This window comes from Serratia sp. LTN-2 (genome assembly GCF_059740205.1).
The window spans coordinates 170,053-195,963 of record NZ_JCAXDO010000004.1; the positions used below are offsets into that span (position 1 = coordinate 170,053).

Sequence of the window (25,911 nt, forward strand, 5' to 3'; positions counted from 1 at the left end):
ATTTCTTCTAGTGGAATATCGATATGGCATGCGGCGAATTTGACCTCATTGCCCGCTATTTTGACCGGTTTAAGCGCGTGCGCCGGGATGTACAGTTGGGCATTGGAGATGACTGCGCACTGCTGGCAGTGCCGGAAAAACAGCTGGTGGCCGTCAGTACCGATACGCTGGTGGCGGGCATTCACTTCCTGCCGGACATCGATCCGGCCGATCTTGGTTACAAAGCACTGGCGGTCAATCTCAGCGATCTGGCGGCGATGGGCGCCGATCCTGCGTGGCTTTCGCTGGCCCTGACGCTGCCGGAGGTGGACGAACCCTGGCTGAAGGCCTTCAGCGACAGCCTGTTCGATCAGCTCAACTATTACGGTATGCAGCTGATCGGCGGTGATACCACGCGTGGCCCGCTGAGCATGACCTTGACCATTCAGGGGCTGATCCCGGCCGGCCGGGCGCTGACCCGCAGCGGTGCGCGCATCGGCGACTGGATCTACGTGACCGGCACGCTGGGCGACAGCGCCGCCGGTTTGGCGATCCTGCAGGATCGTCTGGCGGTGACGGATACGGCGGCGCGCGATTACCTGATCGCTCGCCATCTGCGCCCGCAGCCGCGGGTGTTGCAGGGGCAGGCGCTGCGCGATCTGGCCAGCTCGGCGATCGACATCTCCGACGGCCTGATCTCCGATCTGAAACACATCCTGAAGGCCAGCGACTGTGGCGCACGCATCGTGCTGGACGAGCTGCCGATGTCGCAGGCGCTGAGCAGCCACGCGGATGCCGAGCAGGCGCTGCGTTGGGCGCTGGCGGGCGGCGAAGATTACGAGCTGTGCTTCACCGTGCCGGAAATCAACCGCGGCGCGTTGGAAGTGGCGCTGAGCCATCTCGGGGCCGACTACACCTGTATCGGCCAGATTGGCCCGCTGTCTGAAGGCATTCGCTATTATCGCAACGACGAGGCGGTGGAGCTGGACTGGGTCGGGTTCGACCATTTCAATGCGGAGCCGGGCAACCATGGATGAAGCCAAGCGCCGGCTGCGGATGAGCAATCCGTGGCACCTGTTGGCCACCGGCTTCGGCAGCGGTTTGTCGCCGATCATGCCGGGCACCATGGGATCGCTGGCGGCGATCCCGTTCTGGCTGTTGCTGATCCAACTGCCGTGGCAGCTCTACTCGCTGGCGGTGATGTTCAGCATCTGCATCGGCGTCTATATTTGCCATCGCACGGCGAAAGACATGAAGGTGCACGATCACGGCAGCATCGTCTGGGATGAGTTCGTCGGCATGTGGATCACGCTGATGGCGCTGCCGGTCAACGACTGGCGCTGGGTCGCCGCCGGTTTCGTCATCTTCCGCATTTTGGACATGTGGAAGCCGTGGCCGATCCGCTGGTTCGATCGCAACGTGCATGGCGGCATGGGCATCATGGTCGACGACATCATCGCCGGCGTGTTGTCCGCCGGCATCATCTACCTGATTGGGCACCACTGGCCGATCGGGTTGTTCTGACAGACGGGCGCGGTGTTTCGCACCCGCTGCTCTTTATTCAAACCCCGTCACCCGATGCGGCACGTAAGCCGTCTCCAGTTCTGCCACCTCTTGCGGCGACAAACTCAAATCGACCGCGGCGATGGCGTCGTCCAGCTGTTCGCTGCGCGAGGCGCCGACGATCGGCGCGCTGACCGCCGGTTTGTTCAGCAGCCAGGCCAGTGCGATCTGCGCCCGCGAGACGCCGCGTTCTTCGGCGAGGCTGGCGACGCGTTCGGCGATGATGGCGTCGATGCCTTCGGTTTCCTCATACAGGCTCTTGCCGAACTGGTCGGAAACCAGCCGCGCGGTGGTTTCGCCCCAGGGGCGGGTCAGGCGGCCGCGCGCCAGCGGGCTCCACGGCAGCACGGCGATGCCTTCGGCGGCGCACAGCGGGTGCATTTCGCGCTCTTCTTCGCGCTGGATAAGGTTGTATTGATCCTGCATGCTGACGAAGCGCGTCCAGCCGTGCAGATCGGCGGTATACAGCGCCTTGGCGAACTGCCAGGCGTACATCGAGGAAGCGCCGATGTAACGCGCCTTACCGGCTTTCACCACGTCGTGCAGCGCTTCCAGCGTCTCTTCCAGCGGCGTTTCGTAATCCCAGCGATGGATTTGCAGCAAATCGACATAGTCGGTGCCGAGACGGCGCAGGCTGTCGTCGATGGACTGCATGATGTTGGCGCGCGATAAACCGCGCTTCAGATTGCTCAGCGGGAAATAGACCTTGGTGGCGACTACCACGTCTTCGCGGCGGGCATAGTCGCGCAGCGCCCGGCCGAGGATCTCCTCGCTGCTGCCGTCGGAATAGCTGTTGGCGGTGTCGAAAAAGTTGATGCCGGCTTCCAGCGCCTGTTTCAACAGCGGGCGGCTGCTCTCTTCCGGCAGCGTCCAGGCGTGATTGCCGCGGCTCGGTTCGCCGTAGGTCATGCAACCCAGGCAGATGCGCGAGACGTTCAGATCGGTGTTGCCCAGTTTCAGGTACTTCATGCTTGCCTCCCATTCACAGCTCAGACAGTAACTGTAGCGCGGATCCCGGAGGGCGGAAATGAAAACGCCCCCGGGAGCGGAGGCGTTTTTTCAGGCGCGGGCGGCGATTACTGCGCCAGCCAGGTTTCGATTTGGCGCTGAATGCCGGCGGCGTCCAGCCCCAGATCGGCGCGCAGCTCTTCCTGGGTGCCCTGCGAGACGAAGCTGTCCGGCAGGCCGAGGTTCAGCACTGGCACCGGACGGCGTTTGGCCATCAGCAGTTCGTTGACGCCGCTGCCGGCGCCGCCCATGATGGCGTTCTCTTCCAGCGTGACCAGCGCGTCATGGCTGGCGGCCAGTTCGAGCACCAGCTCCTCGTCCAGCGGTTTGACGAAGCGCATGTCGACCAGCGTGGCGTTGAGCGCTTCCGCCGCTTGCGCGGCCTCCGGCAGCAGGGTGCCGAAGTTGAGAATGGCGATCTTTTCCCCCTGGCGGCGCACCACGCCTTTGCCGATCGGCAGCAGGCTGAGCGGCTCCAGCGCCGCGCCGGTACCGGTGCCGCGCGGATAACGCACGGCGCTCGGGCCGGCATTGTAGTGATAGCCGGTATACAGCATCTGGCGGCATTCGTTCTCGTCGCTCGGCGTCATGATCACCATGGTCGGGATGCAGCGCATGAACGACAGATCGAACGCCCCCTGGTGGGTCTGGCCGTCGGCACCGACGATGCCGCCGCGATCGATGGCGAACATCACCGGCAGGTTTTGGATCGCCACGTCGTGGATCAACTGATCGTAGGCGCGCTGCAGGAAGGTGGAGTAGATCGCCACCACCGGCTTGTAGCCGCCGATCGCCAGCCCGGCGGCGAAGGTGACCGCGTGCTGCTCGGCGATCGCCACGTCGAAGTACTGCTGCGGATAGTCGCGGGAGAACTGCACCATGCCGGAGCCTTCGCGCATCGCCGGGGTGATCGCCATCAGCGAGCTGTCTTTGGCGGCGGTTTCACACAGCCAGTCGCCGAAGATTTTCGAATAGGTCGGCAGACCGCCGGCGCTTTTCGGCAGCGTGCCGCTGGCGGGATCGAACTTCGGCACCGCGTGGAAGCTGATTGGGTCCTTCTCCGCCGGCGCGTAACCACGGCCTTTCTTGGTCATGATGTGCAACAGCTGCGGGCCTTTCAGATCGCGCATGTTTTTCAACGTGGCGACCAGCCCCTGCACGTCGTGCCCGTCTACCGGGCCGATGTAGTTGAAGCCCAGCTCTTCGAACAGCGTGCCAGGCACCACCATGCCTTTCAGGTGCTCTTCGGTGCGTTTCACCAGCTCCTTGATCGGCGGCACGCCGGCCAGCACTTTCTTGCCGCCTTCGCGCAGGGTGGAGTAAAGTTTGCCGGACAGCAGCTGCGCCAGATGGTTGTTCAGCGCGCCGACGTTTTCCGAGATCGACATCTCGTTGTCGTTCAGCACCACCAGCATGTCCGGGTTGATGTCACCGGCGTGGTTCATCGCTTCGAACGCCATGCCGGCGGTGATGGCACCGTCGCCGATCACGCACACCGTGCGGCGGCCCTTGCCCTCACGCTCCGCCGCCACCGCCATGCCGAGGCCGGCGCTGATCGAGGTCGACGAGTGGCCGACCGACAGCACGTCGTATTCGCTTTCGGCGCGCCACGGGAAGGGGTGCAGGCCGTTCTTTTGCCGGATAGTGGCGATGCGGTCGCGGCGACCGGTCAGAATTTTGTGCGGGTAGGCTTGGTGGCCGACGTCCCACACCAGATGATCGAACGGCGTGTTGTAGACGAAATGCAACGCCACCGTCAGTTCGACGGTACCCAGCCCGGAGGCAAAGTGGCCGCTGGAACGACTGACGCTGTTCAGCAGGTATTGCCGCAGCTCATCGCACAGCTTCGGCAAGCTCTCTTTGGGCAGCGAACGGAGTTCCTCGGGGTTTTCCGCTAGCGCCAGGGTTGGGTATTTGGCTATATCAAGACTCATTCGATACTCATATCAGAGGAGTTAACGTCACACGTTAATTGTCGCGTTCAATAATGAAGCTGGCTAACGCTCGCAATGGCGCTGTGTTATAAGATTGCGCTGCCAAAGTGTCTAATGCAGCTAATGCTTCCTGATAGAGATCCCACGCTTTTGCTTTCGCGCTGTCAAGCCCGAGTAACGCCGGGTAGGTACTCTTTCCGTGTTGTTGGTCCGCTCCCTGGCGCTTGCCGATTTTCTCAGTTTCGCCGACAACGTCCAAAATGTCATCCTGCACCTGGAACGCCAGGCCGACCGCAGCGGCGTAACGATCCAGCTGCGGTAGCGCCGCTCGTCCGGCTTCGCCGGCGCTCAGCGCGCCCAGTCGCACCGCCGCGCGGATCAACGCGCCGGTTTTGTGGCGGTGGATCTGCTCCAGCGCCTGCAGGTCGACGTGCTTGCCTTCGGCTTCCAGATCCAACGATTGGCCGCCGCACATGCCGGCTACGCCGCTGGCGCTCGCCAGTTCGGAGACCATCGCCAGCCGATCGCGCAGCGCCACGTCGGGCATCTCGGCATCGGCCAGGATTGAAAATGCCAGCGTTTGCAGCGCATCGCCGGCCAGGATAGCGTTGGCTTCGCCGAATTTAATGTGACAGGTCGGCTGGCCGCGGCGCAGATCGTCATCGTCCATCGCCGGCAGATCGTCGTGGATCAGCGAGTAGGCGTGAATGCATTCCACCGCCGCCGCCGGCGCGTCCAGGTTGGTCAGCGACACGCCGAACATTTGGCCGGTGGTGTACACCAGGAACGGGCGCAGGCGCTTGCCGCCCAGTAAGGCGCCGTGACGCATCGCCGCCACCATGTTGCCGTCGTTGAACGGCAGCGGGGCGATGAAATCCAGCAGCGCGCGATCGGCGCGCTGGCGGAACATCTGCAATTGATCGGCAAAAGCGGCCGATGGGGCGATCTCAGACATGTCGGTTACTCGGCATCCGGTGTGAAAGGCGCCAGCGCCGCATCATCGGCGCTGTCGTTAAGGAGTATCTGCACACGCTGTTCCGCCTGTTGCAGTTTTTGCTGGCCTTGACGCGCCAGCTGCACGCCGCGTTCGAATTCGTTCAGCGCGTCTTCCAGCGGCAGTTCGCCTGACTCCAGACGCGTCACGATGCTTTCCAGCTCGCCGAGGGCGCTTTCAAAGCTGGCAGTTTGCTCTGTACTGGCTGATTGTGCTGGTTTTTTCGGCATAATTTTCTTTTTACGTCATCATGTGAACCGTGGCGCCAGAGCCTATCCTAGCGGATCTTGATTAGCAAATCATGGCGCTCATGTGTGGTTTTGTGCGCAGAGCACGGCGATATGGTGATATACTCCGCGCCGTAATTCTTATCTGACAACAAAGACCGCCATGAAGTTTATCATTAAATTGTTCCCGGAAATCACCATCAAGAGCCAATCTGTGCGCTTGCGCTTTATCAAGATTCTCTCGACCAATATTCGCAACGTCCTGAAGCAGTATGATGAAACGCTGGCGGTCGTCCGTCACTGGGATCATATCGAAGTTCGCGCCAAAGATGAAAACCAGCGGCCGATCATCGCCGACGCGCTGACGCGCATTCCCGGCATCCACCATATTCTGGAAGTGGAAGATCGCGCTTATACCGATATCCACCACATCTTCGAGCAGACGCTGGAAGCCTACCGCGCCCAGCTGGAAGGCAAAACCTTCTGCGTGCGCGTCAAGCGCCGCGGCAAGCAGGCGTTCAACTCACAGGACGTGGAGCGCTACGTCGGCGGCGGTTTGAATCAGCATATCGAGAGCGCGCGCGTTAACCTGACCCGCCCGCAGGTCACGGTAAACCTGGAGATCGAAGACGACAAGCTGATGCTGGTCAAACGCCGTCTCGAAGGCATCGGCGGTTACCCGGTCGGCACCCAGGAAGACGTGATGTCGCTGATTTCCGGCGGTTTCGACTCGGGCGTGTCCAGCTATATGCTGATGCGTCGCGGTTGCCGCGTGCACTTCTGCTTCTTCAACCTGGGCGGCGCCGCGCACGAGATCGGCGTGAAGCAGGTGGCGCATTATCTGTGGAATCGCTTCGCCAGTTCGCACAAGGTGCGCTTCGTCGCCATCGACTTCGAGCCGGTGGTGGGTGAGATCCTGGAGAAAGTCGACGACGGTCAGATGGGCGTGGTGCTCAAGCGCATGATGGTGCGTGCCGCTTCGCAAGTGGCCGAACGCTACGGCGTGCAGGCGCTGGTGACCGGTGAGGCGCTGGGGCAGGTCTCCAGCCAGACGCTGACCAACCTGCGTCTGATCGATAACGCGTCCGACACCCTGATCCTGCGTCCGCTGATTTCGCACGATAAAGAGCACATCATCAAGCTGGCGCGCGAAATCGGCACCGAAGACTTCGCCAAAACCATGCCGGAATATTGCGGCGTGATTTCGAAGAGCCCGACGGTGAAAGCCGTCAAGGCCAAGATTGAAGAGGAAGAGAGCCACTTCGATTTCAGCATTCTCGATCGGGTGGTGAGCGAGGCCAAGAACGTCGATATTCGCTCTATCGCCGAGCAGGCGCAGGAGCAGGTGACCGAGGTGGAAACCGTCGCGGCCTTCGGTGCCGACGAGGTGATCCTGGATATCCGTTCCAACGACGAACAGGAAGAGAAGCCGCTGCAGCTGGAACAGGTTGAAGTGAAAGCGCTGCCGTTCTACAAGCTGAGCACCCAGTTCGGCGATCTGGATCAGAGCAAAACCTATCTGCTGTACTGCGAGCGCGGCGTGATGAGCCGTCTGCAGGCGCTGTACCTGCTGGAGCAGGGTTTCAGCAACGTGAAGGTTTATCGCCCGTAACGCGCGGAGCGCCATAAACGATAAGGGCTGAACCGGTGTTCAGCCCTTTTTTTATCGGCAAATCGTTCAGTCGCGGAAATCGTACATCCCGGGGATCAACACCAGCTGCGCGGCGATCTCCGCCGCCTTGGCCTTGCCAAGCAGCAGATCGATCAGTTTCAGCGCAAACTCCATTGCGGTGCCCGGCCCCTGGCTGGTGAGCAGGTTAACGCGAGCGTCGTACACCACGCGGCGTTCCATCCATTTATCCGCCGGTATCTGGTCTTTCAGGCCCGGGAAGCCGGTCATGTTGCCGACCGGGAACAGATCGTGGTGCTGCAGCACCAGCGCAGGCGCTGCGCAGATGGCGGCGACGATGTTGCCCTGCAGATGCATTTGCCGCACCTTTTCCACCAGCAGCGGGCTGTCGCGGAAGCATTCCGCTCCCTTCAGGCCGCCGGGCAGTACGATGGCGTCGAAAGGCTCATCGACGATTGCCACCAGCGGCGCATCGGCCAGCAGTTTGACGCCGCGCGAACAGACGATAGTCAACTCGCCGTCGCCGGCAACGCTGGCGGTGGTGACTTTTACGCCCGCCCGCACCAGCAGATCGATGGTGGTGACGGCTTCGGTTTCTTCACTACCAGGTGCCAGGCAGACCAGCGCCGATACGCTCATATTCATTTTCCTTTCGTTTAATCAGTTCAAACAGTCGCGCATTCTCCGGCAGCGTGAGGCCGTGGCTGCGCGCGCGGCGCAGCAGGTAGCCGGTGATGTAGTCGATCTCGGTGTGCCGCTGGCTGCGGATATCCTGCAGCATCGACGAAACGTTGTCGGCGGTGCTGTGGATTACGTCCATGACATATTGCATCAGGCCTTCGCAAGAGGTGTGGTAACCCTCCATCGCCATCACACTGGCGACTTCACGACACAGCGTTTCGATCTGCTCCGGGTAGCGCTGCAGATCGCCGTTGCGGCAGCCGTACAGCGCCGTCAGCGGGTTGATCACGCAGTTGACCGCCAGCTTGCGCCAGTTGGCCGAGGCGATGTTGTTGTGCCAGGCGACGTCGGGCAGCGCCTGATGCAGCACTTCCGCCAGGTGGCTGAGGCGTTGGGCGGCCGGCGAGGTCGGCCCGATGTGGGTGATGCCGGTGGCGACGTGAATAATGGTGCTGCCTTCGTGGCGCGCGGCGTGGGTGGTGGTGCCCTGCAGAATGGGCTGGCCGTTCGGCGGCAGCTCCTCCTGAGTGCCCATGCCGTTGTGCAGCAGCAAGATGGCGCACTGGGGGTTAAGCTTCGGCAGCAGCGCGCTGACCGCGCTGGACACTTGCCAGGCTTTCAGCGTCACCAGCAACAGCTCGCTTTGCGCCAGATGCTCCGGATCGTTGGTGGGCAGATTGCGATTGAACGAGACGCCTTCCGGCTCTATCACGTTCACGGCGCAAAAAGGCTGAGGCACTCTTAGCCATCCCTGTACATCGTGGCCCTGCTGATACAGCCGGGAGAGCCACAGTTGTCCGAGCGCGCCGCAACCAAGAATGGTTATTTTCATTCAGTCTCCTTGGAAACACGGGAATACCGCTCAATTACCGTGAATTAACTATAGGCTTTATGGCAGCCCGAAGCGCTATCCCTGCGTGCGTTCAGCAGATTTTGTCTGAGGCGGCAAAGCGGTTATCATGCTCGGCATCAAAATCGCCTAAGCTATTAGGCACTCATTCAGGAGGAAGAAGTATGCCATCTTTCGACATCGTTTCCGAAATTGATATGCAGGAAGTGCGTAACGCCGTTGAGAACGCCACCCGCGATCTCGGCACCCGCTGGGATTTTCGCAACGTGCCGGCCAGCTTTGAGCTAAACGAGAAAGACCAAAGCATCAAGGTTGCCACCGAGTCTGATTTCCAGGTGCAGCAGCTGCTCGACATTCTGCGCGAAAAGCTGAGCAAGCGCAGCATCGACGGCGCCGCGCTGGAGATCCCGGAAGAATTTACCCACAGCGGTAAAACTTACAGCGTGGAAGCCAAGCTGAAGCAGGGGATTGAAACCACCGTGGCGAAGAAAATCGTCAAGCTGATCAAAGACAGCAAGCTGAAGGTGCAGGCGCAGATCCAGGGCGAAGAAGTGCGGGTGACCGGCAAGTCGCGCGACGATTTGCAGAGCGTGATGGCGCTGGTGCGCGGCGGCGATCTGGGGCAGCCGTTCCAGTTCAAGAACTTCCGCGATTAATCTCTACAGGGCCGGCATTGCCGGCCCTGATTCTTTACAGCGAATTGACCAGCGCTTCCAGCTGACCGCGATTGGTCTGCTTGGTATCCACCTTGACGTAGGCGCTGCGCTCCTCCGGCACCACGATCGCCTCGGCCACGCCGGGTTGCGCCTTCAGGCGGCTTTCCAGCGCCGAATCCTTCACCGCCAGTTCCGACAGCGTAATGCGCAGGCTGCTGACATACGGCGGCTCTTTCATCGTGCTGCTGACCAGGAACCAGACTGCAGCCAATACGGCGCCGGCGATAAACACCAAGCCTGCCCCCTGCAAACCGTAAAGCCAGCCGCCAAGGCTGCCGCCGATCGCCACGCCGATAAACTGGCTGGTGGAGTAGACCCCCATCGCCGTGCCTTTGTAGCCGGCCGGTGATTCTTTGCTGATCAGCGAAGGCAGAATGGCTTCCATCACGTTGAAGGCCATAAAGAACAGCTGCACGCCGGCGATGATGCCCCACAGGTGCATGCCGGAGAGCCACAGCAGCACTTCGGCACAGAACAGCACCGCCACGCAGCCCATAAATACCTGCTTCATGCGGCGATATTTTTCGGCATAGATGATGAAAGGCACCACGGCAGCGAACGACACCAGCATGGTCACCAGATAGACGATCCAGTGCTCGCTGGCCGCCAGCCCGGCTTTTTCCATCGCCAGCGGCAGCGCCACGAAGCTGGACATCAGCAGGATATGCAGACACATGATGCCAAAGTTGAGCTTCAGCAGGCGCGAATTGCTCAGCACTTTGCGGAAGCTGCCGCGCACGATGCTGGACTCGCGATTCAACAGATGGGTGTCGGCGGAAGGCACCACCGTCAAGGTGATGACAATGCCGGCCAGCGCCAGCACGGCGATCATCCAGAACAGCGCGTGCAGGCCGAAAGCGTGGGTGATGACAGGCCCCACGACCATGGCGATGGCGAAGGTGATGCCGAAGCTAACGCCGATAAACGCCATCGCCTTGGTACGGTTCTGCTCGCGGGTCAGATCGGAGAGCAGCGCCATCACCGCGGCGGCGATGGCGCCGGAGCCCTGCAACGCGCGGCCGAGGATCACGCCCCAGATAGAGTCGGTGACGGCGGCAATCACGCTGCCGAGGGCAAAGATCAGCAGGCCGCCGACGATCAGCGGCTTGCGGCCGATGCGATCGGACACCAGGCCGAATGGGATCTGAAACACCGCCTGCGCCAGGCCGTAGATGCCGATGGCGATGCCGATCAGCGCTTCGCTGGCGCCGTTGAGCGCCATGCCGTAGGTAGTCAGCACCGGCAATACCATAAACATGCCGAGCATGCGCAGGGAAAATACGGTGCCCAATCCCCAGGTGGCGCGGCGCTCCTGCGGGGTCATTGAATTATCGTTCACATCAAACCTCGGTAAAAACCATGCCATCAGACGTTGAGACAGCGCCTGATGGCATGATTTCTGTAAAGCTGCGTCATTTTAGTGTGCAGGGCAGGGGGGGTAAATCGAATGTTGTTTAACAGATATTACAGTTCGAGCGCTTTTCGGCGTGACAAATAAAATGGGCCGCATACGCGGCCCATTCACAGATGATTTGGCTTACCAAACGTAGGTCACCAGCGCTTCAGGCGCCGCCGTGGCGCTGAAGTCGATCGACATCATCACGCTCAGCGAGGTGATGGCGACGATGGAGAACACGAACAGTTTACGCGCCCAGACGCTGTCGTTTTCGGTTTTGTAACCGCGCAGCGCCATGCCGAGCCACCATACGCTCACCGCCGCAGCGACGATCAGGTATTTGTAGCCGGCATAACCCACCAGAGTCAGCATCAGCGTGGCGATCATAAACGCCAGGATGTAGACCGTGATGTGGTTCTTGGCGACGGAAATGCCTTTCACCACCGGCAGCACCGGAATGTTGGCCGCCTGGTAATCTTTAAAGCGGAAGATAGCGATCGCATAAGAATGCGGCATCTGCCACAGGCTAAAGATAGCCAGCAGGATCAACGCGCCGGCGTCGAACTCGTTGGTCACTGCGCAGTAGCCGATAACCGGCGGCGCAGCGCCCGACAAGCTGCCGATCAGCGTGCCGTAGACCGAGTGGCGTTTCATGTACAGGCTGTAAACGCCGACATAAACCACGAAGCCCATCACCGCCAGCCACATGGCCAGCGGGTTGGCCGCGATATACAGCAACGCGAAGCCCACAATACCCAACACGGTCGCATAAACCAGGGTGACACTCGGCGCGATCAGGCCTTTTACCAGCACCCGATTCTTCGTTCTCTCCATTTTCTTGTCGATGTCGCGGTCGATGTAGTTGTTAAACACACAGCCCGACGCGACCACCAACGAGACACCCACCAGGGTGGCGAGAAACAGGGGATAGTCGATGCTCCCTTTGGAAGCGAGCAGGAATCCCCCAACGACAGAAATTAAATTGCCGAAAATAATTCCTGGTTTAGTGACTTGCAGGTATTGCTTAATCATCACGTGCAGCTCAGCTCTTAATCGACCATCATATTGATGTTGAGGTTGTACATAATCCAGAGTGAACCTACAACAACGATACCGATGATCATAGCGGTGAACAGCAATGCCACCAGGTTCCAGCGCTCTTCCGATGAGGTGTTCATGTGCAGGAAGTAAACCAGGTGAACAATCACCTGGATAACCGCCATACCGACAACAACCGCCAGGATGGTGGAATGAGAGGCTGTGCCGTTCATCACCATCGCAAATGGAATTACCGTCAGGATGATCGACAGGATAAAGCCGACCAGGTATGACTTCACGCTGCCGTGGCTTGCGCCGCCGTGAGAGGTTTCATGGGATGAATGGCTCATTACATAACCCCCAGCAGGTAGACAACGGTAAATACGCAGATCCAGACCACGTCCAGGAAGTGCCAGAACAGGCTCAGGCACATCAGGCGGGTTTTGTTGGTCGCGGTCAGGCCGAACTTGCTCACCTGAATCATCATCACGATGATCCAAATCAGGCCGGAAGTTACGTGCAGACCGTGGGTGCCGACCAGCGCGAAGAAGCTGGACAGGAACGCGCTGCGATCCGGACCGAAGCCTTCGGCGATCAGGTGATGGAATTCATAGATTTCCATCGCCACGAAGCCCAGACCAAACAGGAAGGTCAGGAACAACCACGTGTTTACACCGCCAACTTTACCCTTGTTCATGGCGATCATCGCCATGCCGTAGGTGATGGAGCTGAACAACAGCAGGAAAGTTTCGACCAGGACAAACTTCAGGTCGAAGATGTCTTTGCCGGAGGGACCGCCTGCGGTCCCGTTCACCAGGACTGCATAAGTCGCGAACAAGCTCGCAAACAAAATACAGTCGCTCATCAGGTAGATCCAGAATCCGAAGACCTTGGTCTCACCCGCGTCGTGGTGCCCATGCTCTGCATGGGCTGCGTTATGATTGGTCAGAGTTTCAGTTGACATGGTTCACGCCTGCTTTACGGATTTGTTCGTAGTGTTGGTTCTCAATGCGCTCGATTTCATCAACCTGCACATAGTAGTCAACATCGTGATCGAAGCTCTTGCCGATCCAGACAACGATCATACCGATGAAGCCAGCCAGAGCCATCCACCAGATTTCCCAAATCATTGCGAAACCGAATACCAGGCTGAAGAAGGCGATGATAACGCCGGCGCCGGTGTTCTTAGGCATATGAATCGGTTCGTATTTAGCCGGTTTCTTATAGGCTTCGCCTTTTTCTTTCATGTCCCAGAACTCGTCACGGTCATGAATCTGCGGTACTACGGCAAAGTTATAGAACGGCGGTGGAGACGAAGTTGACCACTCCAGAGTACGAGCACCCCATGGGTCACCGGTCAGATCGCGGTTCTGTTCGCGGTCACGGATACTGACGAAGATCTGGGTCAGCTGGCACAGGATGCCGCAGGCGATCAGCGCCGCACCGCCGGCTGCAACCAGCAGCAGAGGGTGGAACTCAGGGTTGATGTTCTGGCTGATACGACGGGTCATGCCCATAAAGCCCAATGCGTACAGCGGCATGAAGGCGGTGAAGAAGCCGATGATCCAGAACCAGAACGCGCGGATGCCCCATTTTTCGTTCAGCGTGAAGCCGAAGGATTTCGGGAACCAGTAGGTCAGGCCCGCGAAGCAACCGAACACCACGCCGCCGATGATGACGTTGTGGAAGTGAGCGATCAGGAACAGGCTGTTGTGCAGCACGAAGTTCGCGCCCGGCACCGCCAGCAGAACGCCGGTCATACCACCCACGGAGAAGGTGATGATGAAGCCAACGGTCCACAGCATCGCGGAGTTGAGCTTGATACGGCCCTGATACATGGTGAACAGCCAGTTGAAGATTTTCACCCCGGTCGGGATGGAAATGATCATGGTGGCGATACCGAAGAAGGCGTTAACGTTCGCGCCGGACCCCATGGTGAAGAAGTGGTGCAGCCAGACGATGAACGACAGAACGGTGATCGCGATGGTTGCCCATACCAGTGAGGTATAGCCGAACAGGCGTTTTCTGGAGAAGGTCGCGGTGACTTCGGAGAATACGCCGAACACCGGCAGAACCAGGATATACACCTCTGGGTGACCCCAGGCCCAAATCAGGTTGATGTACATCATCATGTTGCCGCCCATATCATTGGTGAAGAAATGGGTGCCCAGATAGCGATCCAGGGTCAGCAACGCGATGGTGACGGTCAGAATTGGGAAAGAAACGATGATCAGGACGTTAGTACACAGCGCCGCCCAGGTGAACACCGGCATCTTCATCATAGGCATGCCAGGGGCACGCATCTTCAGAATGGTGGCGAAGAAGTTCACGCCGGTCAGCAGGGTACCCAGACCGGAAATCTGCAGACTCCAGATCCAGTAATCGACCCCGACGCCAGGACTGTACTCTTTACCCGACAGCGGCGGATACGCCAGCCAACCGGTCTGAGCGAACTCACCGACCCCCAGGGAGATGTTGATCAGCACAACGCCCACCACGAAGAACCAGAAGCTCAGGGAGTTCAGGAACGGGAAGGCGACGTCGCGCGCACCGATTTGCAGCGGCACCACGACGTTCATCAGGCCGACCACGAAAGGCATCGCCATGAAGAAGATCATGATAACGCCGTGCGCGGTGAAGATCTGGTCGTAGTGGTGCGGCGGCAGGAACCCGGCTTCGCCGGCGGACGCCAACGCCTGCTGGCTACGCATCATGATGGCGTCGGCGAAGCCGCGCAGCAGCATGACCATCGCCACGATGATGTACATGATACCAATTTTTTTATGGTCGACCGAAGTCAGCCATTCGCTCCACAACCACTTCCATTTGCCGAAATATGTCAGCAGCGCCAGCACTGCCAGGCCCCCGACGATAATTGCGGCTACGGTGACCATGATGATCGGTTCGTGGTACGGAACCGCATCAAGTGTTAATTTTCCCAACATCAGTTATTCCTCGGCTCCGGCGTGAGCAGCATGTTCACCCATGTCCATACCTTGGCTCATGTCCATGCCTTCGTGCGCGCCAGCGCCCTTGTGCATATCCATGTCGCCCATGAATTTGGCAATTGTTTCTTTGAACAAATTCGGTTTGACAGCGGCAAAGTACTCAACCGGGTTGTTTTCACTCGGCTCTGCCAGTTTGTTAAAGTCGTCGGTGGTGTTCAGGTTTTTAGACGATGCCTTCACCTTGGCCACCCACTGATCGAAGTCGCCTTCGGTCGGGGTAACGATCGCGGTGAATTTCATACCGGAGAAGCCTGCGCCGCTGTAGCTGCTCGAGATGCCCTTGTAGGCACCGGCTTCGTTGCCGATCAGGTGCAGTTTGGTCTGCATGCCGGCCATCGCATAAATCTGTCCACCCAACTGCGGGATAAAGAACGAGTTCATTACCGAGTTAGAGGTGATCTTGAATTCGACTGGAACATCTTTCGGGAAAGCCAGCTCATTAACAGTCGCAATGCCTTGTTCCGGGTAGATGAACAGCCATTTCCAGTCGAGCGACACCACTTCGATCGTCATCGGCTTCTTGTCGGTGACAATCGGCTTGAACGGGTCGAGTTCGTGGGTGGTCTTCCAGGTAATGGTGCCAAGGATGGCGATGATAATGATAGGAATGGTCCAGACGACCGCTTCGATCTTGTTGGAGTGGGCCCAGTTCGGACTGTACTTGGCGTCTTTGTTGGAAGCGCGATACTTCCAGGCAAAGGCGAACGCCATGAAGATAACTGGCACCACCACGATCAACATCAACGCGATTGCAGTGATAATCAGTGTCCGTTGCTCAACACCAATTGCTCCTTTGGGATTCATCAAAACCATATCGCAGCCACTGAGCAATACAGTGCCTGCGATTAATGACAGCATCCCAATACTTTTATTGTATTTCTTAAGTCTCATCTAACGACCTCAATAACAAAGGCTCAATTGTCGTTTCATGTGTGCGGGCATTTTACGGGAAGGTTGCAGTACTGTAAACATGCTTAAGGGAGTGTCAGCGGCTTGTTGACACTTTCTGTTAAGGGGGTCACAGATGTAACCTTGCGTGACAATTTACCAATGACAACAACGCGTTGGCACGCTGAATCGTGACGAGCAGCCCGTATGTTAAGGAAAACTAAAGGTATGATGAATTTGGCGAAGAAATGCACGGCGGGGAAATACGCAGAAAAGGTTTATTTAATGTAAAATAATTGTGTCTTAAAGGTGAATTTAATTTTATTTCCGAGTGCGGCAGTCGGATAAAAAAATAATTTCCGCGCCGATTATCTTTTTTTACCAAAATAAATATACCCGCGGATCGCTTTTTTTTTCGGCCGGCGCAATCGCCGGCCGGTCAGATTATGCCAAACGGGTGCGGCGCAGCGCCAGGTAATCCAACGTACTGCCCATTGCGATGCCGAGCAGGCTCAGCGCGGCGCCGGCCTGCAGCAGCCGATCGGCCAACTGTGGGGCCTGGGTCCAGTCCAGCGCATTGGCGATCAGCAGCAGCAGCCACAGGCCCAGCAGCGAACAGCCCAGCGTCAGCAGGCGCAGCGCCCAGCGGTAAGACCCTGAAAACTCGGTGCGCGGCATAAAGTCGCCATGCTGCTGGGTGTGCTCCAGCGTTTGGCGGCAGACGCCGAGCAGCAGCAAGCCGGGCAGGGCGGCGGCGATCGAGAACAGGTAGAACAGCGGCCAGCCGTGAGCTTCGACGAACCAGCCGGCGATTGGGCCGACATAAACGCGGCCCACGGCGGACAGCGCCGACAGCAGCGCGAACTGGGTGGCGGAGAACGACCGGTTGCACAGCGTCATCAGCAGCGCGACGAAGGCCGCGGTGCCCATGCCGCCGCACAGGTTTTCGAGGAAAATGGCGCTGCCCATGGTGAGCAGGCTCTTGTCGGTCACCGCCAGGATCCAATACCCGAGGTTGGACACCGCCTGCAGGATGCCGAACAGCATCAGGGCGCGGAACAGGGTAAGGCGCTGCATCAGCACGCCGCCGAACAGGGCGCCGACGATGGTGGCGAACAGGCCGAGGGTCTTGTTCACCAGCCCCACTTCACCGGCGTCGAACCCCACGCCGCGGATCAGGAAGGTGGTACTCAGGCTGCCGGCGAAGGCGTCGCCCATTTTGTACATCACGATCAGCAGCAGGATCAGCCACGCGTTGTTGCGGCCAAAGAAATCGCGCAGCGGCGCGACGACCGCCTGTTCCATGGTGCGCGGCGCCGGGATGCTTTCATCCGGCTCCGGCGCCAGCAGCGTGGCGGCTACGCCGATCAGCATCAATCCGGCCATCAGCCAGTAGGTGGTTTGCCAGCCGAAATAGCGATCCGCCAACCACAGCGCCAGGCCGCCGGAAACCAGCATCGCCAGCCGGTAACCCAGCACCGAGATCGCCGCGCCCGCGCCGCGTTCTTCGGCTTTCAACAGATCGGTTTTATAGGCGTCGAACACGATATCCTGCGAGGCGGAGCAGAACGCCACCAGCACCGCCAACGCCGCCAGCCACCACAGATGCTGCGCGGGCTGCATAAAGCCCATCGCCACGATCGCCGCCACCAGCAGCAGCTGGCTGATCAGCAGCCAACCGCGCCTCCGCCCAAGGAACGGGGGGGTATAGCGGTCCATGAAGGGTGACCAGAGGAATTTGAAGACGTAGGCCTGGCCCACCAGCGAGAAGATGCCGATGGTTTTCAGATCGATGTTTTCGACGGTCATCCAGGCTTGCAGCGTGCCGGAGGTCAATGCCAGCGGCAGACCCGACGCGAAGCCCAGCAGCAGCAGAATGGCGGAGTTACGCTGGGTGAAGATGTTCAGATAGTGTTTCGACATGAGTTCCCTGTCTGCGCCGCCCGATCCGCCGGGCGGCGCAAGGCGCGTCGATTAACGCGCGTTTTGCTTGATAAAGTCGTTGACGCTGGTGTCCTGCGCCATGTCGGCGATCACGTCGCCCAGCACGGAGTTGACGGCGTCGGTGATCTTCTCATTGGTGGCCGTGAAGGCGCCCTGCACGTTATAGGTGGAGCGGTAATTTTTCACCTGCTTGTTGCCGTTCTTCGCCTGGGCGATGATCGAGATGTCGGCTTTGGTGGTGATGTTGTAGCGCAGGTTGCCTTCGGAGACGTCCGCGTACAGGTTATTGACGACGATCTGCAGCGCGACCGGGCCGTCGGCGCCGATCATGTAACCGCGAGCGCCCATCTGTTTCTCCAGCACTTCCTGCAGCAGGAAGCGCAGATCGCGCGATGGCGTCAGCGTGACCAGTTGGCCGTCGCGATTCACCTTGGCCAGCGCCTGATCGGTACGCTGATCCGCGCCGTTGATGCTGATGGTGATGCCCTGCAGGGTAGGATCCTGCTGCGGCAGAACGATTTTCGGCGTGACGTTCAGGGTGTTGCTGCTGGTCGCGCAGCCGGCCAGCAGCAGGGCGGCCAGCAAAGGAAGACAAAGTTTCTTTAACATGTTTTCTGTCTCATTCTCGATGGATTTAGCAATAATCAGAGCGGGATAGCCGACAACAAATTGCCGACATCATAGCATCGCCGCCGTGCGGTGGAAGCGCGGAAGGCGCCTGAGTGACAAATTTTTACCTGCCGTTGATAAAAACACGCTTTTTTGGCCCGCTCAATCGGCTAATCCCCCAAGCGGCGGGGATGGTGCTCATCCTCTGACCGCAGAAAAGAGAAATTTGTCCAGGTGATGGTCTAAACGGGGGAAAACCGGCTAATATTGAACTAGATGGGCACGGTCCTCTGCCGGTGTTGTAAGGAGATCCTATGATTCGCGAGCAAATAGAAGCAAAGTTAAGGGCGGCGTTTGAGCCCGCGTATCTGGAAGTCGTTGATGAAAGCTATCGTCATAACGTTCCGGCGGGTTCAGAAAGTCATTTCAAAGTGGTATTGGTCAGCGATCGCTTCGTCGGCGAACGCTTTCTGACGCGTCACCGCTCCATCTACGGCGTACTGTCGGAAGAGCTGGCCGATGGCGTACACGCGCTGGCGCTGCACACCTATACGCTCAAAGAGTGGGAAGGATTGCAGGATACCGTGCCGGCCTCGCCGCCGTGCCGCGGCGCCGGGACGCTGGCCTGAGGGGGAAATTTTCAGGTATCAGTGGAACTTTGCCCTCGAATTAGGGTATTACTACTGACGAATTTTGAAACGGCCTGCGGGCCGTTTCTGTTTTTGACGACGACGCGGCCGATGCGCAATATGGCCAACGTTCGGTCTGTTTTGGCGGCCTTTTGGCGATTGAATCGACAAAAGTGTGAGTTTTAGCGCGCCTGCGCCGCCTAGCTTTCCTCGACTCGCCATGCATGCGCCGCTATAATGTCGCGTCTTATTTTTCCGGAATGGTTTCGGGACGCTTCTGTCATCAGGGAACTCGGTTCTTATTTGTAGCCGTCCTGGTTCTTGGAACGGAGTTGACCGAGCACTGTGATTTTTTTGAGGTAACAAGATGCAAGTTTCAGTAGAAACCACTCAAGGCCTTGGGCGCCGTCTCTCTATTACTGTACCGGCTGATACTATCAAGCAGGCGGTGAAGAAAGAGCTGATCAACGCAGCGAAAAGCGTGCGTATCGACGGCTTCCGCAAAGGCAAAGTGCCGATGAACATCGTGGAACAGCGTTACGGCGCCTCTGTTCGTCAGGACGTGCTGGGCGAAGCGATGCAGCGCAGCTTCGTTGACGCGATCATCAAAGAAAAGATTAATCCGGCCGGCGCACCAAACTACGTGCCGGGCGAGTACAAAGAAGGTGAAGACTTCACTTTCGCCGTTGAATTCGAAGTGTATCCAGAAGTTGAGCTGAAAGGCTTGGAAAACATCGAAGTTGAAAAACCAGTGGTTGAAGTGAACGACGAAGACGTCGACGCGATGCTGGACACTCTGCGCAAGCAGCAGGCGACCTGGAAAGAAACCGATCGCGCAGCGGAAGCTGAAGATCGCGTGACCGTTGACTTCACCGGTTCTATCGACGGTGAAGAGTTCGAAGGCGGCAAAGCGTCCGACTTCGTGCTGGCAATGGGCCAGGGCCGCATGATCCCAGGCTTCGAAGAAGGTCTGGTCGGCCACAAAGCGGGCGAAGAGTTCTCCATCGACGTGAACTTCCCGGAAGATTACCACGCGGAAAACCTGAAGGGCAAAGCGGCCAAGTTCGCTATCGTGCTGAAGAAAGTTGAAGAGCGCGAGCTGCCGGAACTGACCGAAGAGTTCATCAAGCGTTTCGGCGTGGCGGACGGTTCCGTTGCCGGCCTGCGCACCGAAGTTCGCAAGAACATGGAGCGCGAGCTGAAAGGCGCCGTGCGTAACCGCATCAAGTCTCAGGCGATCGAAGGCCTGGTGAGCGCGAACGAAATCGACGTGCCTGCTGCACTGATCGACGGCGAAATCGACGTGCTGCGCCGTCAGGCTGCACAGCGTTTCGGCGGCAACGAGAAGCAAGCGCTGGAACTGCCACGCGAGCTGTTCGAAGAGCAAGCGAAACGCCGCGTAGTGGTTGGCCTGCTGCTGGGCGAAGTGATCAGCACCAATGAGCTGAAAGCTGACGAAGACCGCGTGAAGACGCTGATCGAAGAAATGGCTTCCGCCTACGAAGATCCGAGCGAAGTCATCGAGTTCTACAGCAAAAACAAAGAGCTGATGAACAACATGCGCAACGTGGCTCTGGAAGAGCAAGCGGTTGAAGCCCTGCTGGCCAAAGCGAAAGTGACTGAAAAAGCCACTACCTTCAGCGAGCTGATGAACCAGACCCAACAGGCGTAATGCCTGCGTGACGGGCGCGATGAACGGCGCCCCCGGTTTCGCCTGGCGAACCGGCGCGCGATGAAAAAGCCCGCAACCCCAGGTTGCGGGCTTTTCTTTTGGCCACGTTGCTGATTAATCTCAGGTTAAGCGGGGCAATATGCACTATATTTACCCTGTTGCCTGGGGAACTGGCTGGCATGATAAAGGTCAGAATAACGGCATCGTTTCCGGCGCGCGGAGAAAATCGGCCTCTGGGCTTGAAATCGCGCCGGGCTCCCCCCATCTGTAAAGAATAATTCTGGGGCTGTTTGCCAAAGTGCGCGGGATGAAATAACCGTCGGGTACGTGTGGCGCGGGTCGAATGCTTGAGCATAGTCATCATGGCCGTTCTCAAGTAGAATCGGCGTATTAGGGTGACACCCTGGCCGCCAAGGCAATTTCTATTAGGAGACGGTAATGTCATACAGTGGCGAACGAGATCAATTTGCACCGAACATGGCGCTGGTGCCGATGGTGGTAGAGCAGACTTCACGCGGGGAGCGTTCTTACGACATCTATTCCCGCCTGCTGAAAGAGCGCATCATTTTCCTGACCGGCCAGGTGGAAGATCACATGGCCAACCTGATCGTGGCGCAAATGCTGTTCCTCGAGGCGGAAAGCCCGGAAAAAGACATTTTCCTCTATATCAACTCGCCGGGCGGGGTGATCACCGCGGGCATGTCGATTTACGACACCATGAAGTTCATCAAGCCGGACGTCAGCACCATCTGTATGGGCCAGGCGTGCTCGATGGGTTCCTTCCTGCTGACCGCAGGCGCCAAAGGCAAACGTTTCTGTCTGCCGAATTCGCGCGTGATGATTCACCAGCCGCTGGGCGGCTACCAGGGCCAGGCGACGGACATCGAAATCCACGCGCGCGAAATCCTCAAGGTGAAAGCGCGCATGAATGAACTGATGGCCGAGCATACCGGCCAACCGCTGGAGCAGATCGAGCGCGACACCGAGCGCGATCGCTTTATGACCGCGGAAGAAGCCGTGGAATACGGCCTGGTTGACGGCATTCTGACACACCGCAGCTAGAACCACGCGGCGCCGATGGACTATAGTAATCAGAGTGGGCGGGGGCTCGCTCTGTTGTGGCCCCTCGGCGTTCCCGATATGAGTTTGGGCGCACTGCCGCCGTGATTTTCCTGCGGGACAAGACTAAAGAAGAGGTTTGACTGATGACAGATAAGCGCAAAGACGGTTCAGGAAAGCTGCTGTACTGCTCTTTTTGCGGCAAAAGCCAGCATGAAGTGCGTAAGCTGATTGCCGGGCCGTCAGTGTATATCTGCGATGAATGTGTCGATCTGTGTAACGACATTATTCGCGAAGAGATTAAAGAAGTTGCCCCGCATCGTGAGCGCAGTGCGCTGCCGACGCCGCACGAGATCCGCCACCACCTGGATGACTACGTCATCGGCCAGGAGCAGGCGAAGAAAGTGCTGGCGGTTGCGGTGTACAACCACTACAAACGCCTGCGCAACGGCGATACCAGCAACGGTATCGAGTTGGGCAAGAGCAACATCTTGCTGATCGGCCCGACCGGCAGCGGCAAGACCCTGCTGGCGGAAACGCTGGCGCGCTTCCTGGACGTGCCGTTCACCATGGCCGACGCCACCACGCTGACCGAAGCCGGTTACGTGGGCGAGGACGTGGAAAATATTATCCAGAAGCTGCTGCAAAAATGTGACTATGACGTGCAGAAAGCGCAGCGCGGCATCGTTTATATCGATGAAATCGATAAGATTTCCCGCAAGTCCGACAACCCGTCGATCACGCGTGACGTTTCGGGTGAAGGCGTGCAGCAGGCGCTGCTGAAGCTGATTGAAGGCACCATCGCCGCGGTTCCGCCGCAGGGTGGGCGCAAGCATCCGCAGCAGGAGTTCCTGCAGGTCGACACCTCCAAGATCCTGTTTATCTGCGGCGGCGCATTCGCCGGCCTGGATAAGGTGATCGGCCAGCGTGTCAACACCGGTTCCGGCATCGGTTTCGGCGCGACCGTCAAGGGCGAATCAGAGAAGGCCACCGAAGGCGAACTGTTGCTGCAGGCCGAGCCGGAAGACCTGATCAAGTTCGGTCTGATCCCTGAGTTCATCGGCCGTCTGCCGGTGGTGGCGACCCTGAGCGAGCTGAGCGAAGACGCGCTGATTCAGATCCTGAAAGAGCCGAAGAACGCCCTGACCAAGCAGTATCAGGCGCTGTTCAACCTGGAAGGCGTGGAGCTGGAGTTCCGCGACGAAGCACTGAACGCCATCGCCAAGAAAGCCATGGCGCGCAAAACCGGCGCCCGCGGCCTGCGTTCCATCGTGGAAGGCGCGCTGCTCGATACCATGTACGATCTGCCGTCGATGGACAGCGTAGACAAAGTGGTGATCGACGAGTCGGTCATCGCCGGCCAATCCAAGCCGCTGCTGATTTACGGCAAGCCGGAAGCGCAGGCTTCTGGCGAATAATTAGCCAGTTAAACCAGAGCGTTATCAGCAAAATGGGGGATTTCATCCCCCATTTCTTTTTCCTGCATTCTTGCCGTTGAATGTAAGAGATTCATCCCCATATACTCATTAACCAGATTTTATGAAACGTTAGATGCTTGCGTCTCATGAGATTCCCCCTCAACCTGGCGGAAATTAAACTAAGAGAGAGCTCTATGAACCCTGAGCGTTCCGAACGCATTGAAATCCCCGTCTTGCCATTGCGCGACGTGGTGGTTTATCCGCACATGGTGATCCCGTTATTTGTTGGCCGGGAAAAATCGATTCGGTGCCTCGAAGCCGCAATGGATCACGATAAGAAGATCATGCTGGTGGCACAGAAAGAGGCCTCAACGGATGAACCTGGCATTAACGACTTGTTCTCGGTTGGCACCGTAGCGTCGATCCTGCAGATGCTGAAGCTGCCGGACGGCACGGTAAAAGTGCTGGTCGAGGGGCTGCAGCGCGCACGCATCACTACGCTGTCCGACAGCGGTGAGCATTTCGCCGCGCAGGCGGAATACCTCGAGTCGCCGGCGATTGACGAGCGCGAGCAGGAAGTGCTGGTGCGCACCGCGATCAATCAGTTTGAAGGCTATATCAAACTGAACAAGAAAATCCCGCCGGAGGTGCTGACTTCACTGAACAGCATCGACGACGCCGCGCGCCTGGCGGACACCATCGCCGCCCACATGCCGCTGAAACTCAGCGACAAGCAGTCGGTGCTCGAGATGTCCGATATCACCGAGCGTCTGGAATACCTGATGGCGATGATGGAGTCGGAGATCGACCTGCTGCAGGTTGAGAAACGCATCCGCAACCGCGTCAAGAAGCAGATGGAGAAGAGCCAGCGCGAGTACTATCTGAATGAGCAGATGAAGGCGATTCAGAAAGAACTGGGCGAGATGGACGACGCGCCGGACGAGCACGAAGCGCTGAAGCGCAAGATCGATGCGGCGAAGATGCCGAAAGAGGCGCGCGAGAAAACCGAAGCGGAACTGCAAAAGCTGAAGATGATGTCGCCGATGTCGGCGGAAGCGACCGTGGTGCGCGGCTACATCGATTGGATGCTGCAGGTGCCGTGGAACGCGCGCAGCAAGGTGAAAAAAGACCTGGTCAAGGCGCAGGAAGTGCTCGATACCGATCACTACGGCCTGGAGCGGGTCAAGGATCGCATCCTCGAGTACCTCGCGGTGCAGAGCCGCGTCAGCAAAATCAAAGGGCCTATCCTGTGTCTGGTAGGGCCGCCGGGCGTGGGTAAAACCTCGCTGGGGCAGTCGATCGCCAAAGCGACCGGGCGCCAGTACGTGCGCATGGCGTTGGGCGGCGTGCGTGACGAAGCGGAAATCCGCGGCCACCGCCGTACCTACATCGGATCGATGCCGGGCAAACTGATCCAGAAAATGGCCAAGGTGGGGGTGAAGAACCCGCTGTTCCTGCTGGATGAGATCGACAAGATGTCTTCCGACATGCGCGGCGATCCGGCTTCCGCTCTGCTGGAGGTGCTGGATCCGGAACAGAACGTGGCGTTCAACGACCACTACCTGGAAGTGGATTACGATCTGTCCGACGTGATGTTCGTCGCCACCTCGAACTCGATGAACATTCCTGCGCCGCTGCTGGACCGTATGGAAGTGATCCGCCTGTCGGGTTACACCGAGGACGAGAAGCTCAATATCGCCAAGCAGCACCTGCTGCCGAAGCAGCTTGAGCGCAATGCGCTGAAAAAAGGCGAACTGACGGTCGACGACAGCGCCATTATCGGCATCATTCGCTTCTACACCCGCGAAGCCGGGGTGCGCAGCCTGGAGCGCGAAATCTCCAAACTGTGCCGTAAAGCGGTGAAAACGCTGCTGATGGACAAAAAGCGCAAGCATATCGAGATCAACGGCGACAACCTGAAGGATTACCTGGGCGTGCAGCGCGTCGATTACGGCCGTGCGGATACCGAAAACCGCGTGGGCGAAGTCACCGGGCTGGCGTGGACGGAAGTGGGCGGCGATCTGCTGACCATCGAAACCGCCTGCGTGCCGGGCAAAGGCAAGCTGACCTACACCGGTTCTCTGGGTGAAGTGATGCAGGAATCGATTCAGGCTGCGCTGACCGTGGTGCGCGCGCGCGCGGAGAAACTGGGCATCAACGCCGATTTCTACGAGAAGCGCGACATCCACGTGCACGTGCCGGAAGGGGCGACGCCGAAAGACGGCCCGAGCGCCGGTATTGCGATGTGCACCGCGCTGGTCTCCTGCCTGACCGGCAACCCGGTACGCGCCGATGTGGCGATGACCGGCGAGATCACGCTGCGCGGTCAGGTGTTGCCGATCGGCGGCCTGAAAGAGAAGCTGTTGGCGGCGCATCGCGGCGGCATCAAAACCGTGCTGATCCCTTACGAGAACAAGCGCGATCTGGAAGAGATTCCGGACAATGTTATCGCCGATCTGGAGATTCATCCGGTGCAGCGAATCGATGAAGTTTTGAACATTGCGTTGCAAAACCCGGCCTTCGGCGCACTGCCGGTAGCGGCAAAATAGTGACGAATCGCAAAAACCATTGATAAAACTTATACTGGCAAGCCATTTCGGACTTGCCAGTATTTTTTTGTACCGCTAAGTTAGATCTCTGTCGGCCCGCGTTTTGCCACCCAGTCGGT

The 25,911-nt window shown here is 58.6% G+C and carries 23 protein-coding genes; 9 read left to right on the forward strand and 14 right to left on the reverse strand.

Annotated features, from left to right (window positions below; all coding sequences use genetic code 11):
- Positions 1 to 23 precede the first annotated feature (23 nt).
- Both thiL and pgpA read left to right on the forward strand, forming a co-directional pair.
- The gene (gene thiL, locus AC6BYQ_RS10715) at positions 24 to 1,016 is read left to right on the forward strand and encodes a thiamine-phosphate kinase (protein WP_019454206.1); all 993 of its coding nucleotides are present in this window, start codon (positions 24 to 26) and stop codon (positions 1,014 to 1,016) included.
- Positions 1,009 to 1,503 carry a phosphatidylglycerophosphatase A gene (gene pgpA, locus AC6BYQ_RS10720; protein WP_019454205.1) on the forward strand — a complete coding sequence of 165 codons (495 nt, stop codon included), beginning with the start codon at positions 1,009 to 1,011 and terminating at the stop codon, positions 1,501 to 1,503. Before thiL ends, pgpA begins: the two co-directional genes overlap by 8 nt.
- Positions 1,504 to 1,536: 33 nt before the next feature.
- Here the strand turns inward: pgpA and AC6BYQ_RS10725 are convergent, their stop codons facing one another.
- The 4 genes from AC6BYQ_RS10725 to xseB form a co-directional block, all read right to left on the reverse strand.
- Positions 1,537 to 2,511 carry an aldo/keto reductase gene (locus tag AC6BYQ_RS10725; protein WP_498056859.1) on the reverse strand — a complete coding sequence of 325 codons (975 nt, stop codon included), beginning with the start codon at positions 2,509 to 2,511 and terminating at the stop codon, positions 1,537 to 1,539.
- A gap of 107 nt (positions 2,512 to 2,618) precedes the next feature.
- Complete coding sequence (gene dxs, locus AC6BYQ_RS10730; RefSeq protein WP_154747579.1) at positions 2,619 to 4,484, reverse strand: 1-deoxy-D-xylulose-5-phosphate synthase; 1,866 nt, start codon at positions 4,482 to 4,484, stop codon at positions 2,619 to 2,621.
- 34 nt (positions 4,485 to 4,518) lie between these two features.
- Complete coding sequence (ispA, locus tag AC6BYQ_RS10735) at positions 4,519 to 5,439, reverse strand: (2E,6E)-farnesyl diphosphate synthase (protein ID WP_019454202.1); 921 nt, start codon at positions 5,437 to 5,439, stop codon at positions 4,519 to 4,521.
- Between the two features lie 5 nt (positions 5,440 to 5,444).
- Positions 5,445 to 5,708 (reverse strand): exodeoxyribonuclease VII small subunit, encoded by a 264-nt coding sequence (gene xseB, locus AC6BYQ_RS10740; protein WP_015376838.1) that lies wholly within the window; start codon positions 5,706 to 5,708, stop codon positions 5,445 to 5,447.
- Between the two features lie 160 nt (positions 5,709 to 5,868).
- On the opposite strand from xseB, the gene thiI reads away from it, so the two are divergent.
- Positions 5,869 to 7,317 (forward strand): tRNA uracil 4-sulfurtransferase ThiI, encoded by a 1,449-nt coding sequence (gene thiI, locus AC6BYQ_RS10745; RefSeq protein ID WP_004940377.1) that lies wholly within the window; start codon positions 5,869 to 5,871, stop codon positions 7,315 to 7,317.
- Between the two features lie 66 nt (positions 7,318 to 7,383).
- Here the strand turns inward: thiI and yajL are convergent, their stop codons facing one another.
- Positions 7,384 to 7,974, reverse strand: coding sequence for a protein deglycase YajL (yajL, locus tag AC6BYQ_RS10750; RefSeq protein WP_019454200.1), 591 nt, complete (start codon positions 7,972 to 7,974; stop codon positions 7,384 to 7,386).
- Positions 7,937 to 8,848, reverse strand: a complete 912-nt coding sequence (gene panE, locus AC6BYQ_RS10755; RefSeq protein WP_074055229.1) for a 2-dehydropantoate 2-reductase — start codon at positions 8,846 to 8,848, stop codon at positions 7,937 to 7,939. Before panE ends, yajL begins: the two co-directional genes overlap by 38 nt.
- Positions 8,849 to 9,030: 182 nt before the next feature.
- On the opposite strand from panE, the gene AC6BYQ_RS10760 reads away from it, so the two are divergent.
- Positions 9,031 to 9,522 (forward strand): YajQ family cyclic di-GMP-binding protein, encoded by a 492-nt coding sequence (locus AC6BYQ_RS10760; protein ID WP_019454198.1) that lies wholly within the window; start codon positions 9,031 to 9,033, stop codon positions 9,520 to 9,522.
- A 34-nt stretch (positions 9,523 to 9,556) separates the two neighbouring features.
- On the opposite strand, the gene AC6BYQ_RS10765 is transcribed toward AC6BYQ_RS10760, so the two are convergent.
- From AC6BYQ_RS10765 to AC6BYQ_RS10800, 8 genes are all read right to left on the reverse strand, one after another.
- On the reverse strand, positions 9,557 to 10,921 hold the full coding sequence (locus AC6BYQ_RS10765; RefSeq protein ID WP_063918841.1) for an MFS transporter: 1,365 nt from the start codon (positions 10,919 to 10,921) through the stop codon (positions 9,557 to 9,559).
- A gap of 198 nt (positions 10,922 to 11,119) precedes the next feature.
- Entirely contained in the window at positions 11,120 to 12,010 is an 891-nt protein-coding gene (gene cyoE / locus AC6BYQ_RS10770) for a heme o synthase (protein ID WP_019454196.1), read from the reverse strand.
- A 17-nt stretch (positions 12,011 to 12,027) separates the two neighbouring features.
- Positions 12,028 to 12,366, reverse strand: coding sequence for a cytochrome o ubiquinol oxidase subunit IV (locus AC6BYQ_RS10775; RefSeq protein WP_019454195.1), 339 nt, complete (start codon positions 12,364 to 12,366; stop codon positions 12,028 to 12,030).
- A complete protein-coding gene (locus AC6BYQ_RS10780; RefSeq protein WP_019454194.1) occupies positions 12,366 to 12,980 on the reverse strand; it encodes a cytochrome o ubiquinol oxidase subunit III in 615 nt (204 codons plus the stop codon). Before AC6BYQ_RS10780 ends, AC6BYQ_RS10775 begins: the two co-directional genes overlap by 1 nt.
- Positions 12,970 to 14,961, reverse strand: a complete 1,992-nt coding sequence (gene cyoB / locus AC6BYQ_RS10785) for a cytochrome o ubiquinol oxidase subunit I (RefSeq protein WP_004940366.1) — start codon at positions 14,959 to 14,961, stop codon at positions 12,970 to 12,972. Before cyoB ends, AC6BYQ_RS10780 begins: the two co-directional genes overlap by 11 nt.
- Positions 14,962 to 14,964: 3 nt before the next feature.
- Positions 14,965 to 15,915: a cytochrome o ubiquinol oxidase subunit II gene (cyoA, locus tag AC6BYQ_RS10790; RefSeq protein ID WP_004940365.1), complete on the reverse strand. Its 951-nt coding sequence runs from the start codon at positions 15,913 to 15,915 to the stop codon at positions 14,965 to 14,967.
- 441 nt (positions 15,916 to 16,356) lie between these two features.
- Positions 16,357 to 17,835: a muropeptide MFS transporter AmpG gene (gene ampG, locus AC6BYQ_RS10795; RefSeq protein WP_498056860.1), complete on the reverse strand. Its 1,479-nt coding sequence runs from the start codon at positions 17,833 to 17,835 to the stop codon at positions 16,357 to 16,359.
- A gap of 51 nt (positions 17,836 to 17,886) precedes the next feature.
- Entirely contained in the window at positions 17,887 to 18,465 is a 579-nt protein-coding gene (locus AC6BYQ_RS10800; RefSeq protein WP_025160064.1) for a lipoprotein, read from the reverse strand.
- Between the two features lie 314 nt (positions 18,466 to 18,779).
- Here AC6BYQ_RS10800 and bolA point away from each other — a divergent pair, with 314 nt between their 5' ends.
- The 5 genes from bolA to lon all read left to right on the forward strand — a co-directional run bounded on the left by bolA (position 18,780) and on the right by lon (position 25,792).
- Positions 18,780 to 19,094 (forward strand): transcriptional regulator BolA, encoded by a 315-nt coding sequence (gene bolA, locus AC6BYQ_RS10805; protein WP_004940361.1) that lies wholly within the window; start codon positions 18,780 to 18,782, stop codon positions 19,092 to 19,094.
- A gap of 367 nt (positions 19,095 to 19,461) precedes the next feature.
- Complete coding sequence (gene tig / locus AC6BYQ_RS10810; protein ID WP_025160063.1) at positions 19,462 to 20,766, forward strand: trigger factor; 1,305 nt, start codon at positions 19,462 to 19,464, stop codon at positions 20,764 to 20,766.
- Positions 20,767 to 21,204: 438 nt separating this feature from the next.
- Positions 21,205 to 21,828, forward strand: coding sequence for an ATP-dependent Clp endopeptidase proteolytic subunit ClpP (gene clpP / locus AC6BYQ_RS10815; RefSeq protein WP_016928858.1), 624 nt, complete (start codon positions 21,205 to 21,207; stop codon positions 21,826 to 21,828).
- 143 nt (positions 21,829 to 21,971) lie between these two features.
- Positions 21,972 to 23,243 (forward strand): ATP-dependent protease ATP-binding subunit ClpX, encoded by a 1,272-nt coding sequence (gene clpX, locus AC6BYQ_RS10820; protein WP_004940354.1) that lies wholly within the window; start codon positions 21,972 to 21,974, stop codon positions 23,241 to 23,243.
- Positions 23,244 to 23,437: 194 nt separating this feature from the next.
- The gene (gene lon / locus AC6BYQ_RS10825; protein WP_019454189.1) at positions 23,438 to 25,792 is read left to right on the forward strand and encodes an endopeptidase La; all 2,355 of its coding nucleotides are present in this window, start codon (positions 23,438 to 23,440) and stop codon (positions 25,790 to 25,792) included.
- Positions 25,793 to 25,911 lie beyond the last annotated feature (119 nt).

What these genes read in the sequence shown, in the direction of transcription:
- AC6BYQ_RS10780 (WP_019454194.1), bottom strand. Translation starts at nt 12,980, where the DNA reads ATGTCAACTGAAACTCTGACCAATCATAACGCAGCCCATGCAGAGCAT.
- ampG (WP_498056860.1), bottom strand. Translation starts at nt 17,835, where the DNA reads ATGTCGAAACACTATCTGAACATCTTCACCCAGCGTAACTCCGCCATT.
- clpP (WP_016928858.1), top strand. Translation starts at nt 21,205, where the DNA reads ATGTCATACAGTGGCGAACGAGATCAATTTGCACCGAACATGGCGCTG.
- AC6BYQ_RS10725 (WP_498056859.1), bottom strand. Translation starts at nt 2,511, where the DNA reads ATGAAGTACCTGAAACTGGGCAACACCGATCTGAACGTCTCGCGCATC.
- cyoA (WP_004940365.1), bottom strand. Translation starts at nt 15,915, where the DNA reads ATGAGACTTAAGAAATACAATAAAAGTATTGGGATGCTGTCATTAATC.
- xseB (WP_015376838.1), bottom strand. Translation starts at nt 5,708, where the DNA reads ATGCCGAAAAAACCAGCACAATCAGCCAGTACAGAGCAAACTGCCAGC.
- cyoE (WP_019454196.1), bottom strand. Translation starts at nt 12,010, where the DNA reads ATGATTAAGCAATACCTGCAAGTCACTAAACCAGGAATTATTTTCGGC.
- bolA (WP_004940361.1), top strand. Translation starts at nt 18,780, where the DNA reads ATGATTCGCGAGCAAATAGAAGCAAAGTTAAGGGCGGCGTTTGAGCCC.
- dxs (WP_154747579.1), bottom strand. Translation starts at nt 4,484, where the DNA reads ATGAGTCTTGATATAGCCAAATACCCAACCCTGGCGCTAGCGGAAAAC.
- yajL (WP_019454200.1), bottom strand. Translation starts at nt 7,974, where the DNA reads ATGAGCGTATCGGCGCTGGTCTGCCTGGCACCTGGTAGTGAAGAAACC.
- AC6BYQ_RS10800 (WP_025160064.1), bottom strand. Translation starts at nt 18,465, where the DNA reads ATGTTAAAGAAACTTTGTCTTCCTTTGCTGGCCGCCCTGCTGCTGGCC.
- tig (WP_025160063.1), top strand. Translation starts at nt 19,462, where the DNA reads ATGCAAGTTTCAGTAGAAACCACTCAAGGCCTTGGGCGCCGTCTCTCT.
- AC6BYQ_RS10775 (WP_019454195.1), bottom strand. Translation starts at nt 12,366, where the DNA reads ATGAGCCATTCATCCCATGAAACCTCTCACGGCGGCGCAAGCCACGGC.
- cyoB (WP_004940366.1), bottom strand. Translation starts at nt 14,961, where the DNA reads ATGTTGGGAAAATTAACACTTGATGCGGTTCCGTACCACGAACCGATC.
- lon (WP_019454189.1), top strand. Translation starts at nt 23,438, where the DNA reads ATGAACCCTGAGCGTTCCGAACGCATTGAAATCCCCGTCTTGCCATTG.
- AC6BYQ_RS10760 (WP_019454198.1), top strand. Translation starts at nt 9,031, where the DNA reads ATGCCATCTTTCGACATCGTTTCCGAAATTGATATGCAGGAAGTGCGT.
- thiI (WP_004940377.1), top strand. Translation starts at nt 5,869, where the DNA reads ATGAAGTTTATCATTAAATTGTTCCCGGAAATCACCATCAAGAGCCAA.
- pgpA (WP_019454205.1), top strand. Translation starts at nt 1,009, where the DNA reads ATGGATGAAGCCAAGCGCCGGCTGCGGATGAGCAATCCGTGGCACCTG.
- clpX (WP_004940354.1), top strand. Translation starts at nt 21,972, where the DNA reads ATGACAGATAAGCGCAAAGACGGTTCAGGAAAGCTGCTGTACTGCTCT.
- panE (WP_074055229.1), bottom strand. Translation starts at nt 8,848, where the DNA reads ATGAAAATAACCATTCTTGGTTGCGGCGCGCTCGGACAACTGTGGCTC.
- ispA (WP_019454202.1), bottom strand. Translation starts at nt 5,439, where the DNA reads ATGTCTGAGATCGCCCCATCGGCCGCTTTTGCCGATCAATTGCAGATG.
- thiL (WP_019454206.1), top strand. Translation starts at nt 24, where the DNA reads ATGGCATGCGGCGAATTTGACCTCATTGCCCGCTATTTTGACCGGTTT.